This is a genomic window from Mangrovibacter phragmitis (assembly GCF_001655675.1).
GTDB classification, from domain to species: Bacteria; Pseudomonadota; Gammaproteobacteria; order Enterobacterales; family Enterobacteriaceae; genus Mangrovibacter; species Mangrovibacter phragmitis.
This window is the reverse complement of sequence record NZ_LYRP01000001.1, coordinates 60,597-75,668: the sequence shown is the minus strand read 5'-3', so window position 1 is coordinate 75,668 and position 15,072 is coordinate 60,597. Positions and strand designations below refer to the sequence as shown.

Annotated in this window: 11 protein-coding genes; all 11 read right to left on the bottom strand. The window is 54.6% G+C overall.

Features of this window, described 5'->3' with window-relative positions:
- Positions 1-16 precede the first annotated feature (16 nt).
- Positions 17-3,406, bottom strand: coding sequence for an ImcF-related family protein (locus A9B99_RS00320; protein ID WP_064593481.1), 3,390 nt, complete (start codon positions 3,404-3,406; stop codon positions 17-19).
- Complete coding sequence (locus A9B99_RS00315; protein WP_082917795.1) at positions 3,399-4,517, bottom strand: hypothetical protein; 1,119 nt, start codon at positions 4,515-4,517, stop codon at positions 3,399-3,401. Before A9B99_RS00315 ends, A9B99_RS00320 begins: the two co-directional genes overlap by 8 nt.
- The gene (locus tag A9B99_RS00310; RefSeq protein ID WP_064593479.1) at positions 4,514-4,771 is read right to left on the bottom strand and encodes a PAAR domain-containing protein; all 258 of its coding nucleotides are present in this window, start codon (positions 4,769-4,771) and stop codon (positions 4,514-4,516) included. The genes A9B99_RS00315 and A9B99_RS00310 overlap by 4 nt, the downstream gene beginning before the upstream one ends.
- 51 nt (positions 4,772-4,822) lie before the next feature.
- Complete coding sequence (locus A9B99_RS00305; protein WP_064593477.1) at positions 4,823-7,141, bottom strand: T6SS phospholipase effector Tle1-like catalytic domain-containing protein; 2,319 nt, start codon at positions 7,139-7,141, stop codon at positions 4,823-4,825.
- Positions 7,129-7,641: a DUF3304 domain-containing protein gene (locus A9B99_RS00300; protein WP_064593474.1), complete on the bottom strand. Its 513-nt coding sequence runs from the start codon at positions 7,639-7,641 to the stop codon at positions 7,129-7,131. Before A9B99_RS00300 ends, A9B99_RS00305 begins: the two co-directional genes overlap by 13 nt.
- 92 nt (positions 7,642-7,733) lie before the next feature.
- On the bottom strand, positions 7,734-8,240 hold the full coding sequence (locus A9B99_RS00295) for a DUF3304 domain-containing protein (protein ID WP_064593473.1): 507 nt from the start codon (positions 8,238-8,240) through the stop codon (positions 7,734-7,736).
- Positions 8,241-8,332: 92 nt separating this feature from the next.
- Positions 8,333-8,845: a DUF3304 domain-containing protein gene (locus A9B99_RS00290; RefSeq protein WP_064593471.1), complete on the bottom strand. Its 513-nt coding sequence runs from the start codon at positions 8,843-8,845 to the stop codon at positions 8,333-8,335.
- Between the two features lie 69 nt (positions 8,846-8,914).
- Complete coding sequence (locus tag A9B99_RS00285; protein WP_064593469.1) at positions 8,915-9,445, bottom strand: DUF3304 domain-containing protein; 531 nt, start codon at positions 9,443-9,445, stop codon at positions 8,915-8,917.
- A 44-nt stretch (positions 9,446-9,489) separates the two neighbouring features.
- On the bottom strand, positions 9,490-10,281 hold the full coding sequence (locus A9B99_RS00280; RefSeq protein WP_064593467.1) for a DUF4123 domain-containing protein: 792 nt from the start codon (positions 10,279-10,281) through the stop codon (positions 9,490-9,492).
- A complete protein-coding gene (locus A9B99_RS00275) occupies positions 10,274-12,673 on the bottom strand; it encodes a type VI secretion system Vgr family protein (RefSeq protein ID WP_064593465.1) in 2,400 nt (799 codons plus the stop codon). The genes A9B99_RS00280 and A9B99_RS00275 overlap by 8 nt, the downstream gene beginning before the upstream one ends.
- A 337-nt stretch (positions 12,674-13,010) precedes the next feature.
- The gene (gene dcp, locus A9B99_RS00270; RefSeq protein ID WP_064593463.1) at positions 13,011-15,047 is read right to left on the bottom strand and encodes a peptidyl-dipeptidase Dcp; all 2,037 of its coding nucleotides are present in this window, start codon (positions 15,045-15,047) and stop codon (positions 13,011-13,013) included.
- Positions 15,048-15,072 lie beyond the last annotated feature (25 nt).

The window sequence follows — 15,072 nt, the reverse complement described above, 5'->3', positions numbered from 1 at the left end:
GTTTCTGGCTGTAGTTTTACATGGTCTGGTCAACAATAAAGATATTTTCAGGTAACCGAAAGCTTCTTAAGGCTAACAATGCCAGGGGCCCTTTACCCACTTGCGAACGCAACACCCACTGTAATTGCGCGCCATCCGGGGCAATAAACGTTATCAGCCAGCGGCTGTTATCCAGTTGTTCATATTGCCCCGTTTCCAGCCAGCGGAGTAAACCCCAGCCACTGGGGTAATCGCCATATAACCGGGTTCCCGCCCCGGCGCGGTGCCATGTCAGTAAGGTACCGGGTTTGTAGGTTTCGCCTGGCCAGCGGAATAGTTGCCAGTCTGCCTGCTGGTTAAAATAGTGCAGTTTTTGCCCGTCAATATTAAGTTGCGTTTCCACCACCCCGGGCGATGGCCTTGCCTGGAGTTCAAACTGAACGCCCTGGCCGCCATCAATAAACAGAATATCGGCTATCTCATTAAGCTGGTTAATTGCCGCTAAAAAATCCGGATTAATGTGAACTGCCCGGGAATGCGCCGGGTTAACTACCCAGCGGCGGCTTTCAAGTTTCACAATGCCGCCGAGTTCATCGGCCACAAAACGCGCCAGACGCCCGGAATCTTTACGAATAAAGTCCGCCAGCGCGGGCAATGAGGCTTCACCCTGAGCAGTGGTGAAAGGATAACGGCCAGAAAAAGTGGCCTGCCATTCTGCCCGTACCGTCCGTTGCCATTTATTATTTAACCCGGCGGCAGAGGGCTGCAAAATACTGTTCCATGCATCATTCATTGGCCCGACAAAAATAGCTTCACCAAACCCCTGCCACTCTTGCCCAAGGCTTGCAGCAAGCAAGTTGCTGTACTGGCGTGTTTCAGTGAAGTCGTGCGGTTGCCCCTGAAACAGGGTTTGCGCCAGCAACTGCATACTCTCCTGAGGGTTGTGCGTATTGATAATTTGCTGCAAGTGCAGCCTGACTCTGGTTATCTGGGTTAGCCACGCCTGTAAACTCAGTGGCTGATTCCCCGAGTCGCCATAAGCCCGGGAATTAATGCCCATCACCTGCAATATCGGCCTGAAGTGTTGTTCGGCACCGCCTGAAGGTAACTGCCGAAGTGTATCAATAGCCACAGGCTCATGGCCGCCCAGTTTTTCCATTGTGGCCTGAATCAGTGTATCTGGCAGCGAGCGGTTTATTTGCCCGGTTTGCCCCTGAAAAGCGAGGGTATTCAGTAACGCAATCAACGGGGACTGGCGCACATCACTTATCAGTGTTAGCTGGTCGGTTACTTCTGATACCGTTCTGGCAGGCTGGCGTTGCAGGTTATTAAGAAAGTGCTGCCAGGCGCCGGCGAAATCAGCGAAGTAACGTGCTGACAGGCTGGCCTTAAGCGCGTCTGCAGATACCGCGTCTGCGCTGACAGAAGCGTTGCTGTCGCTTAGCACCCAGTCAATTTCTTCCTGCCGGGCTGTTGCTGCACGCGCAATGGCCTGCTGAATACTGCCCTCCCACGCCTGGCGGGTAAATACACCTGGCACGACTTCATTGGAGACAAACACACGCCGGGCATCCGTACCCTGTACCATGGTTTCCAGCGTCTGGTCGGGGTAATTGGCGCGGGCATTGCTGATAATCTGGTTATAGAGGTTTTGTTCCGCACTCTGGTGCGCTAACTGTTGCAATAATGCTTCACGAACTTTGGCAACCAGAGTGATGTCCGGGGAGATTTTCCACTGAGGCCATTGTGCTAAATGCGCCATATAAAAAGCCCACAGATCCGGAGCCAGTGTTTCCCACAGCGCAGGAGATATTCCTGCTGGCGCACCCGAGACGGATTTCAGTGTCTGGGTATAAAACTGGGTGTCGGCTTTTTCTGGCATCGCCATCATCAACCAGGCTTTAAGCTGGTTGTAACTCTGCCCGGCAAGTGCTGTTCTCTGTGCGCTTTCTGGCGGAATTTGGATGAATGCCTGTAGAGACTCACGTAACTGTCTGGCGGACTGGTCGCGGACCTGCCTGTTGTAGGCCGTGATATATACAGGCATCAATGCATCCAGTATGCGCGGATTAACATTAAACCCGCCAGGCAGGTACCACGGAGAAAAATGGCTGTTTTTATTCTGGAGCCATTCGATATGGTTACCCAGTGCGTGTAATGCCACCAGTTGCTGGTCGGGTGTGGTTGCCTGAGACTCCAGGGTCTGAATACGTTGTGCTGTGGCCGCCACCGCATGGTAATTCACCATAAACGAAACCAGCAGGCCAACGCCCCAGAGCGCCAGCAGGCCCACCAGCCCGGCCGCCACACCCGTGAACCAGGCATTCCCGGGTCGCAGCCCTTTGGTATGGCGGCTTGCCGCAATAAGCCCGGCAAGCCGGGGTGGTAACACCAGCGCATGAGTGAATACCGCCGTAGAGTTGCCCTTCACACCGCTACCTTCTGGTACAGGCTCATGACAGGTGACCAGGCTGAACATCAACCCGCGGAGCGGAACCCGTGGCTGGGAGGCATACAACCAGGGTTGCAACTGCTGTTCCCAGTGCGCTATGCCGCCATCCTGCAGTTGCTGGCTAAGGCGCAACAGAAAATCATAATCCTGGTTTTCAGATACCTGAAGCATTCCCTGAGCACGCAGTACCGGGGTAAGATTTTCCAGACGGGTGCGGACTTCTTGCGCGGTTGCCCGTGCCGTGAAGTAAGCGCCGACAGGTTGCTCCTCTCGCCCGCTCTGTGACCATTTGCTGGCACACAACTGCCATAACCAGACCGGAGGCTGGTAGCGCAGAACCCGGCCAATGTCTTCCAGCATACGCAAATCATTGTCACTGGCCTGTGGTGATAATTGCGCCCCCACACCCAGCACACGCACAATGCCATCCAGTGGCCGGAAGCGCCACAACCGTTGCACAGCGGCAAGGGGCGCCTGATACCCATGCGCACTGCCATCTCCGCCATAGATAAAAACAAGGTGCTCACTTTCAAGCCAGGTTTCCGCCACCAGCCCTGGCAACAATTGTTCCACCGCGTGGTTATCTCCGACCACCAGCACCAGGCGAACAGAAGAACGCCACCACAGGCGGTGGCGCATCTTCAGCCGGTGGCGAATTTGTTCAGCAAGACGCACACCTGCTCCGGTGGCTGCACTGAGTGGCTCAGGCTGAAGGCGAGCGGCCTGCCTGATGCGAACCAGCTGCCTGAGTTGCATGCCAGACCATGCCAGAACCATTAGCGATAACAATACCAGTAGTAGCAACCCACTGCGCACCACCACAGAAATAATCACGCTGGTTTCCTGCGAGGCATCGGTGGCGAAATACCAGTACAACACACCGTATAAAAACACCACCAATACTGCCAGAGCGACCCCAACCGCCACGGTATACCAGCCAGAATGGCTGCGCTGATTTGCCTTGTCCTTATCCATGATATTTTACTATTCCTAAAGTGAGTTGGTACTGCGGGTCGGTGGCAATCCAGCCACACGAGGTTTGTTGGTGCAGCGCCAGTAATGCAGCGAGTGAGACCGCAATCAGTGGTTCATTTTCCCCGGTTCGCCCCCAATATGGGTCCTGCGCATGCCGGGAAAGGTTCCAGCCGCAATGAGCAAAATCCGGGGGTATTGCTGGTGAAAACAACACGCAGTGTTCCGGTGGGTGCGTTAACCCGCTTTGTTGCTGAGCCTGCTGGCATACCTGGGTTGCGGTATGTTTGCCTTGAGAAAACACCTCACCGCGCGCCAGGGTTACCGGCCCTTTAGCGGTGACTTTCCAGAGCAACGCAGATTCACCCGCGGGCTCTGAGCCGCCGCCTGCGGGCACAGAAAGGCAACCGGCAACAAGGAACCATTGCTGATTCTCTTCTGCTGTTAATGCGAAATGGGCAGCCAGGCCTGCCAGTGTGTTCGCCCCTTGCCAGGGTTCTGGGTGCACGGGAAGGCAAAGTGACGGAAATAACAGGCTCACTTCTGCTGAAAATGCCTGCCAGGCAGTTTCACTCCCTTGCCAGTAGCACGATATGGGTGGCCGGTACACCTGACCACTACACTGGGTATGCCACTGGCGCGCAAGCATCTGCGCCAGTTGGGTTTCCCGTTCACCAGGCCGGGTGGAAAACAGCAGGCCATTCGTTATTGCGCTACTGCAGCCGGTTGACGGGCCTGGTGGCTGGTTCAGGAAACCTTGCCAGTCTGCTGGTGATACCCCGGCAGGGCCAATCAGTACGACATCCTGCAGCGCAAAAGTTTGTGTATGGTGTTGCCACCAGGCAGCATATTCCTGGTCTGTGCGATACTGCCAGTCCGCCTGTAAATGTAATGAAGTGCGGTAATACAATTGGCGGGAAAGCCAGCACAGCAGAACAAGCGCACTGGCAAAGCTTGCGGTAACCACTAACAATGTTGGGCTGCTTTTTTCTCCTGCCAGCACCAGGCTTAAGGTGACAGACAGCAATACCAGCACCATACCAGCCTGCGCCCAGCGGCGGTTTCGGGGTGGAGAGGCAGCCCGGAGTGCGGGGGCAAACTGAAACGCCCTCATTGTGCACACCGGCAATCTGGAGATGAGCTGACCAGGGTGCAACCACAGGCACACCGGTGCCCATGTAATGCTATTGGTACGCCATTTAATGTGGACAGTGTGCTGCCTTCAGCAATCACCGTCAGGCCATGCCGGTTACACATTACCGGGTCGCCCACACAGGCAATCCCTTTGCCAAAACAGAGGTTATGCCCGGCCAGCACTCTGCCGCCATACTCGAGTAATGTGTCATCCTGGCGAACAATATGCCGCATATTCTTCCCTTTTTATCTGTTGTTCAGTCCGTTTCTGGGCAGCTGCAGAAGCTACCCGATAAATTTCGCGCCAGCGCCAGTAATATGCCCGGCAACAGCCTGCATCCTGGCGTCGTGCTCTTCCTGCATCAGCCGGGCATGCCACTGTGCCGCCAGTTCATCCGGGTGGTCATCCACAGCGAGCAACGCGGTGTCTTCAATCACGGTGTATTCGCCGGTCGCCAGGTCTTTTATTTGGTGCCGGTCGGCAACCTGGCCGCGGTTATCCCAGGAAATTACGGTATATTCCACTGCCCGGCCCGGTTCACCCGCGCCAACTACCCGCCCGTCCTGGTAAATCAGGCGCAAATGCTTGTTAGCGCGCTGCTCAAAGAACAGCATCCGGTAGCGGAAATAGTCACCCCATGGCTCCCTGCTGCCCAGTTCACTTTGCATAAACCAGGCCCGGGAGTCATGAATATGATCGTCATACAGCGCCAGTAATTCGGCCCCCGGCATCTCACGGGTTCCACTTCCCAGTTCATCAGTAAACAGTTGGTAGTACAGCCCGTCACCGGCGGCTTTCATTTGGTCGTACTCTGCTTTTTCATCTTCCCCTTTGAGCATAAATACCGGGTATTTCAGTACGCCATCCAGCAGGAACTGCCGGGTTTTACTCCGGTAAGTACCATTCATGACCCGGAACCACCCGCGGTAGTCGTGCTCAAATTCCCGTGCGGCTTCGCGCAACTGGTGCTGTGACTGGGTGGGTTCCCATTTATTGCCCGGCTCCATCTGCCTCTGCCAGCCAGCCTCTTGCCGGTTCACCCGGTTACGCGCCTTGCGCCTTTGCTGCTCGCGTTCTGCCTGTGCCTGCTGAGCCTGTTTTGCCTGCTCCGCGTTATGCTGAGGCGCCTGTAGGAAAAAGGGTTGTACCAGCAGGCTGTTACGGGCATAGCGCCCAATGCGCCAGGCGGTTATCCAGCCCATCTGGTTGTTCAATACGCTTTCCAGCACCCGCGCCAGGCGGTAAGGTTGCCAGGCATCTGCATGATCACTGGCAGGCGGGGTGGTATCGGGTAAGGCAGTGGTTTCCAGCAAGGTTGCGCGCCAGAGATTAAAGCGGCGGATGGTGACTGGGGAAATACTGAACTCAGTCACTACTGGACCTGGCATTTCCTTTGATGGCTGAAATGAGAGAACCCCCGGTGTTATCAGATCATTGCGGATCGTCAAAGGCGCACCGGCAGCAAAAGCCGCCCGGTATAAATCATGCAAAACAATTTGCGATAACAGCTCGCCATCTCCGCCGCGCGCTTTTCCCTGGTCGCCGGGCGGGTAGCCTCCGCCAACATCGGAATGCATTCCGGGGTAAACCACTTCACGGGTGTCCTGCGGGTAACTGCCATCCGCCCGGCGCACTGAATCCAGCGGGAAGCTCTGGCGTTGCTCATGGGCTGCCACAAAGTGGTCACAGCACCGCACATAGCCCGGGTAGCGCACTTCATCGGGCAATTGCAGGGTGTTATTCGCCCAGCCCATATGCCCGGTAGCGCCCGGCACCAGGTCTGCCAGCCCTACCGATGCCACGGTGTCCAGCAACCCGAGGTAATGCACCCGTACCGGCAGCCCCAGCAGTGCCATTTCTGGCGTTTCACCTTCTGCCGGGGCAGTAAACAGTTCTGCCAACCAGTTAACAAAGGTGCGTGCGCTGGCGGCCCCGCGGGAAAAACCGTATACAAACAGCTTAATTGCCAGTGGCTTCGGGCGCACCAGCGCCACCCGCTCACGCAGTGGTGCCAGCAGGTTATTTATGGCAATACGCCGATTAACTTCACCGGTTATTGGCCAGTGGGCGCGCATCTGCGCTAGCTGGTTACGGGCAACATCATCATTCAGGCGATCGCGCCCGGGTGTCAGGGTGTACATCAGCGCATCCACCAGGCGCAACAGCGCCCAGTTAATGCGGTCTTCCCCACCCCGGGCAAAAGCCAGGCCGGCAGAGCTGTAATCAAACTCGTTGATTTCCGGAAATGGCGTACCCACACCGGGCATGTAGTAACGGAAATAGCCTCGTTCAAATATTTCGGGAGTGGCATGAAACAGACGGGCAATATTTGACGGGCTGGGGGGCTGGGCTACGTGAGTATCGTGATACTCATTGTTTCCGGTGCCATCAAAAAACAGGCTGATATGCAGGCTCTGGCAGCACACCGGCATTGCCCGCATTCCCTGCTGCTGGTTAACAGCCTGGCGGTGGTGCTGTTCTTCCTGCACTTGTCGCAAGTAATTGCCATTAACGGTCTGTGGCAGTAATGCCAGCCGCCCTGTTTCCGGAAAAGCCGGTGGCGCCCAGCAGGGCTGCGCACCCTGGTGGTTTAATTTGGGCATTGGGCAGGCTCCGGCAAATTACGGGGTTCTTTAATCGGGTAATCCGGTGTGCCATAACCCATACACACCGTGGTCACTTTTACCTGGTTACAGGGCAAAAAATGCACCGTCATACCACAACGCTGTTCCCCATACTCCGGTACCGGTACCACTGCACTGTGGCGGCGAAAACTGGCTTTTAGTTCTTTTTCCCATGCAAGATATTTTTCCCATTCCTCGAAACCCGGAATCGGGGTGTCAGATACGGGGGTAACCTCCCACTTAACCAGCACCTCCATTCCCGGTATCCATTTGCGGGGTAACAGCACACAGCAATACCCACCTCCATCGCCATAAGCTGAAATATTGGGGCCGCCATAGCCGTTAACTTTCACAAAGTTGATAACGTTCGGTGTGTGGTTTATACCCCGCAAATCCCCGGCGGTATAATCGCCATAACCGGCCCCGGCACACCCGGCCAGTAGCCATAACGGCACCAGCCACACAGCTTTTTTATTCATCTCCTGCTCCTGTTGTTGTTCACTGCCCTGTTTGTTCCCTGCGGGGTAACCCCCGTTCCTGCCCGTGGCTTATCCGTTATGCACCGCGGTATTCACTGCTGCGCCACCGGGCAGTTTTCCGGCTCCGGCATATTTAACGGCTCTTTAATCGGGTAATCCGGTGTGCCATAACCCATACACACTGTGGTCACTTTTACCTGGTTACAGGGCAAAAAATGCACCGTCATACCACAACGCTTTTCCCCATATTCCGGTACCGGTACCACTGCACTGTGGCGGCGGTATTGTGCTGCATGCCGGGCATAGGCCTCGCGAAAAAGATCTGTTCCCAAAGGGGGTAATATTGCATAAGGATCCGGATCCACCTCCCACTCAACCAGCACCTCCATTCCCGGTATCCATTTGCGGGGTAACAGTACACAGCAATACCCGCCTCCCAGCCCTGGTGCCGAATAGCCATTCACACCGAATCTGTTAATTCCCTGGCCGGCGACATGATTTTTTGCCCGCAAATCCCCGGCGGTATAATCGCCATAACCGGCTCCGGCACACCCGGCCAGTAGCCATAACGGCACCAGCCACACGGCTTTTTTATTCATCTCCTGCTCCTGTTGTTGTTCACTGCCCTGTTTGTTCCCTGTGGGATAACCCCCGTTCCTGCCCGTGGTTTATCCGTTATGCACCGCGGTATTCACTGCTGCGCCACCGGGCAGTTTTCCGGCTCCGGCATATTTAACGGCTCTTTAATCGGGTAATCCGGTGTGCCATAACCCATACACACCGTGGTCACTTTTACCTGGTTACAGGGCAAAAAATGCACCGTCATACCACAACGCTGTTCCCCATATTCCGGTACCGGTACCACTGCACTGTGGCGGCGGTATTGTGCTGCATGCCGGGCATAGGCTTCTTCTTCATATCCGAACCCTTCCTTTTTAAGAGGAATGATGGCCCGGGGATTGGGATCCACCTCCCACTCAACCAGTGCTTCCATTCCCGGTATCCATTTGCGGGGTAACAGCACACAGCAATACCCGCCTCCCAGCCCTGGCGCCGAATAACCATTCACACCGAATCTGTTAATTACCTGGCCGGCGACATGATTTTTTGCCCGCAAATCCCCGGCGGTATAATCGTCATAACCGGCTCCGGCACACCCGGCCAGTAACCATAACGGCACCAGCCACACGGCTTTTTTATTCATCTCCTGCTCCTGTTGTTGTTCACTGCCCTGTTTGTTCCCTGCGGGGTAACCCCCGTTCCTGCCCGTGGCTTATCCGTTATGCACCGCGGTATTCACTGCTGCGGCCACCGGGCAGTTTTCAGGCTCCGGCATATTTAACGGCTCTTTAATCGGGTAATCCGGTGTGCCATAACCCATACACACCGTGGTCACTTTTACCTGGTTACAGGGCAAAAAATGCACCGTCATACCACAACGCTGTTCCCCATATTCCGGTACCGGTACCACTGCACTGTAGCGGCGAAAACTGGCTCTGACTTCCGTTGCCCATTTATCAAACTTCTCTCTGTCGGTATAGCCAGGAAACGGTGAGGCTGTTTTTGGATCCACCTCCCACTCAACCAGCACCTCCATTCCAGGTATCCATTTGCGGGGTAACAGCACACAGCAACTGTTTCCTGTCGTCCGCCCGCCATAGCCGTTAACCGTGAACCAGTTAATTCCTTCACTGGCATGGTGGTTAAACCCCCGCAAATCCCCGGCGGTATAATCGCCATAACCGGCCCCGGCACACCCGGCCAGTAACCATAACGGCACCAGCCACACGGCTTTTTTATTCATCTCCTGCTCCTGTTGTTTATTCCCTGGCAGCTCTATCCCCGGTTTTATTCAGCGGCATGCGCCTTACCGGAGTTATGAACGGTGGTATCGAGATAGTCTTCAAGTGTGCCGCTGGCTGAACGGGCTGCGGCAAATGCGGCCTCCAGGCAGCGGCCAAACAACACCTCTGGTGTAAGCCCGGTACCGGTATACATTCGTGCTGCGATATCGGCATCACTGATGCAGCCAATGGCATCTATTTGCTTATCGGTGAACTGCAATTCATGGGGTTGGAAAACCGCATCTGAATGAGGCCGGAATTTTCCAGCTCGCCAGGTTTGCTGGTTATCGCGATCCAGCCAGCCCCAAAAATAGCCAAGCTGGTTGAACGCGTTTTGTTGCCCGGGAGTCAGGACATGATTAAAAAGTTCAGGGAATATGCGTGGGTCGTAAAAACGGAAGATACCGCTCTGGTTGCCCCAGAAAAATTGCGTCAGTGAGCACAGTTGTTGCTGCAAAACCGAGAAAGCGAGTGGCGATACCAGCAATAATAAACGGTGCCTGCCCGCGTAATAGCGCATCAGTTCACCGAGCCATTGCTGATGTTGCCACGCATTATTATGCAGGCGCACCAGCACCGGGCCCTGATCCTGCAGGGCTGATTCCGGCAACCCGGCGAATAAAGATGACCACTGCGCTTGCGGCGATAATGCAGGTAAAGTTGCCAAACAGGGTAGCGTATCGCCGGATAAATCGATGATGGCATCAATATGCGGCACGCCAACACTGCTTTGTAAATACTGCACCTGCGCCTGCCACTGGTCTGCCAGTGCCTGAGGTAACACGGTGTTATCCACGGAGAACCACTCCTGTCGCCTGCTCTTGCGCACGTTGAAGGCAACCTTCACATACTGCTGCGGGTATAGCTGCCGCAGAGGCTGGCATGCCTGCTGATGAAGAAGAAAACGTCTCTGGCGGAAGCCAGCAATGAGCACCTTTGAGAATGAGTGGCCCTTTGCTGCAAATTTCAATATTGCCCTGAGCCGATAAATGAATGGCGGCCCCGCCACAGGCCAGGGTTATACCTTTTGTGGCAGTGAGTGTAAGTTGCCCCTGCACAGACCGGACTGAGATATCCTGTAACGCAGACAGCGAGAGGGTGTCATTATGAGATTCCACCGCAAGAGGGCCCTTTGCCGATACCAGGCGCATTCCTTCCTGGTGTGCCAGCAACGATATTGACTTAGCAGCGTTAACAGCATGGCGCGCTGAGGTGGCTATTTGCACCTCGCCCTGGCTTTGCAAATGCAGGCTTTTGCCAGTGTGTAATAAAGCAGAGGCCGGAGTAACGGCAGCGATACCCTGTGGAGCACTCAACACAACAACTGGCGAACTTAAACCTGCCGCACCTTCAACCAGGTGTTCCAGCCCGGCAGTATCTGGCGGGAAATTTTGGTGAACCGGCGCAATACTGCCCCAGCGCGTTAAATCAAGCAGCGCGCCTTTAAGCAGGCTGATTGCCGCCTGCATTTCCCGCTGCTCACCCCGTGCAGATGGCTGGGCATCTGCACTGATCAATACGCCATTTTTTGCCCGAATGGCGCCCCACAAATCGGTACGGAGTTCAAACCCTTCCCCCCTTATCTGGCGCTCGCTGTTCACCAAATGTCCTAAATTGAGCTGGCTTTTTCCGCCGTACTCAGTGGAGACTTTGATATGTTCCTGGTTTCTGGCATCTTCCAGCCGGATTTTGTTATTCGCTGGTGTGCGCAGTACATTGCGCCGGTAATTTCGGATGGTAACCAGGTCCGGATGGCTGCTGTTATGCAACGCCCCGGCGATATAAGGCCGGTCCGGGTTGCCGTCTTCGAATGCGATGGCAACTTCGGTGCCCGCGAGTAACGGCAAATGGAAACCAAATGTCTCCCCCGCATAGGGCCGGGCCTGGCGAACCCACAGGCTTTCGCTCCCCTCGGGCCAGGTAGCGCGGTCAAACAGCAGTTTGACCCGGTAACGGCCATGCTTATCTATATGGCCATAGATATCATTTTTTGTGGTACTGGTGACACGGGCTGGCACGGTGCCGGACATCTGCGGGTGAGGAATGAGTTGGGGGCGAAAGCAGTAGTCATGAGTAAATGGCAGTGCGGTGAAATGAGCTGTGAAACAGCTGTCCCGGCGTGCTGAACAGCTTATGCTGGTAACCAGCATGCCTGGCGATAAACTACCGCCTTCCTGAGCCGGGTCAGCCAGGTTAACAACCTTGCCCGGTGCCAGCACCGCACAATTACTGTTCCCTGCCATGCCCGCTTTGCCATTAAGGTAACGCTCGTGGTGTAACCGGGCATAAAACACCCCGGTTTCAACTGGCAACGGGCGGGTAAACCTGTCGCCGGGTTCGCTGTAATGGCTCCCCCAATGATATGCCTCGCCATAGGTTGTGCTGTCGCCACGGGTAATATCCACCTGAACATGCATATCGGCCCCGGCATTCAGGTAATGATAATCCTGAACACTGACTTTCTGTGTCACAACCTGGTAATAGCGCTCTATTCCCCATACTGCGTCAACGCCATTATCATTATGCCCTGATGGTGGAATATCGGGCAAAACCAGGCCTTTTTCATAGCCATGAGAGCTGTCAAAAAATTCAATTACATCAATTTTCAGGCGAGTATCTGGCGTGAAGCGAAACCAAATCCCCACTTCACTTAACAGGCGGGAAATAAAGCGCAGGTCACTTTCACCATACTGCATAACCTGTTCACGGCGCGGGTATTTATGAGTAAGCGAAAAGAGAAAGTCCTGGCCGCGCATATTATGGCGCTCACGCAGAATGCTTTCGACAATCTGTGGTACAGACATATCCTGAAAAATAGCATTATTGTTTGCGTTGCTCAGTAAAGCCATTCTTGGTTGCAGCACCAGCGCGTAGTGCGCTTCATCTCTTGATGACCCCAGGTACTCAAAACCTGTGACCACACCATGAATAGTCCTGACAGGTTCGAGTTTACATCTCCCCCAGGGCTGTGCTACCGGGGCATGCAAGGTCAGCCCGGCGGGTTTCAGCAGAAAATCCGCCTGGTCTAATGCCTTATCGGCACAAGTAAACTCAATGCGGTAATGGAACGGCTGGCTGAGCGTTTCCTTGCCTTCAAAGGCCAGAACGTCCAGTAATGATGTGCACCCGCGGACATAAATAACATGGTGATTGTGGTTAAAAAAAACGGTATTTTTTTGCGTGACCATCTGTCTTCCCTTCAGTTATAAGCATCCTTTACCCATTTTCTTGCCATTAAAAAACGGGCATCACTAAAATACCGCAACAGTATTCACTGCTGTCACAAAATTTCATAACCAGAATTAATTTTATGTGATAGAAACAGTGATTTTTTTCCGCCGTTATCTGGTTATTCATGAGCTGAATACCATTCAGAGCAGATCTATTGAATTAACTAATATATTAAATTTTATTAAACATTAACGGGATGACTAACAGCGGATACTTAATGCAGGCATTATATAAATAATGTTAAAGCTGCTATATGGAATTATTCAGGCCCTGACAACAAGGGCCTGTTGATTATTACGCAAGGCCGCGATGTTTCAGCATCGGTTCACTCTGTGGGGCGTGGCCGCGCCACTGGCGGTACAGTTCAGCAAGGTCACTACTGTTACCCCGAGAAAGAATGGCATCGCGGAAACGTTGCCCGTTTTCCGGGGTTAACCCACCCTGCTCTTCAAACCAGCAGAAGCCGTCATCAGCCAGCATTTGTGTCCATAAGTAGGCGTAGTACCCGGCGGCATAGCCACCTCCCCAGATATGGGCGAAGTAGCTTGAGCGGTAACGGGGCGGAACCGCCTGCAGATGAATATGTGACTTCGCCAGAGCCGCCGCTTCAAATGCCGCGACATCAGCCACCTGCTCACCTTCTGCCAGGCTATGCCAGTGCATATCCAGCAGTGCGGCAGCCAGCAACTCAGTCATATCGTAGCCTTTATTAAACAACGCGGCATTCAGCATGCGCTGGCGCAAGGCTTCAGGCATAGGTTCACCGGTTTCCCAGTGGCGGGCATAATGGCTGAACACTTCCGGGTAGCTGGCCCAGTGTTCGTTGATTTGCGAAGGGAATTCAACAAAATCCCGCGGGGTATTTGTGCCAGACAGGCTTGCATAGCGCTGGCTGGCAAACAACCCATGCAGCGTGTGGCCAAATTCATGGAACAGAGTGATGACATCATCCCAGCCAATAAGCGCCGGTTGCCCTGCTGCGGGTTTGGCGTAATTACACACGTTATAAATCACCGGTTTTGTGCTCAACAATGTGGACTGCCCGGTGAAGTTACCCATCCACGCACCACCTGCTTTGCTGTCGCGGGCGAAAAAATCTCCGTAGAACAGTGCCAGCCCGGAGCCGTCTTTGTCGTGGATTTCCCATACCCGCACATCCGGGTGGTAAACCGGGATATCCGGGCGAGGAGTGAAGGTAATGCCAAACAGGCGGCTGGCTGCCCAGAACACGCCATCCTGCAGCACGCGGTCTAACAGGAAATAGGGCCGAATCGCGGCTTCATCCAGTTGCCATGTATCCTGACGAACCTGATCTGCATAGAAGGCCCAGTCCCAGGGTTTCACTGCGAAATCACCGTTTTCGTCATCCACTTTTTTCTGGATAGCAGCAAGTTCCGCCTGTGCCCGCTGCTTTGCCGCCGGTACCAGGTTATTCATAAACTGCAATGCGGCTGCCGGGCGCTGTGCCATCTGGTCGGCCATTTTCCAGCTGGCGTAATCGGCAAACCCCAGTAATGCGGCCTGCTCCTGGCGTATTGCTGCCAGTTGCAAAATAATTTCCCGGGTATCATTTTCATCATTCTGTTCAGCACGCGACCAGGCTTTGTGGAATAACGCTTCACGGGTGGCCCGGTTGTGCAGTTCGGCCAGTGCAGGTTGCTGTGTGGTATTCAGTAACGGAATCAGCCACTGGTTACCCAGGCCCTTCTCTGCCGCCGCCTGCCGGGCATTTTCCTGTTCAGCGGGTGATAACCCGGCCAGTGCCTCCGGGTTATCCACCACCAGCCCGCCAGCTTTGTCCGCTGCCAGCAGGCGGCGGTTAAACTGGCTGGAAAGCTGCGCCGCCTGTAAGTTCAGCGCGCTCAGGCGTGCCTGTTTGCCTGGCGGTAAGGTTGCGCCAGACAGCGTAAAACGTTGCCAGGTTATCTCCAGCAGGCGGGCTGATTCTGGGTCAAGCTCCAGCGTCTCACGGCGCTGATACAGGGAATCGACGCGCGCAAAGAGTTGCCCATTGAGCCAGATTTCATCTGCCAGTACAGCCAGTTCACCCGCAAATGCCTCTTCCAGTTGCTGAATAACCGGGTTGGTATCTGCACTCGCCATGGCAAAAAAGACGGCGGTGACCTGGTCAAGCATCTGCCCACTTTTTTCCAGCGCCAGGCAGGTATTTTCGAATGTTGCCGCCTCTGTGCACTCAAGAATAGCGGCCAGTTCAGCACGTTTACGTTTCACCGCTTCATCAAAAGCTGCCCGGTAATGCTCAACACGAATTTCGGCGAAGTTCGGAGCGCCATAAGGGAGCGATGATGGCGTGAAAAAAGGATTGTCCACTGGTTCTCCTTGTTATCAGTGATGT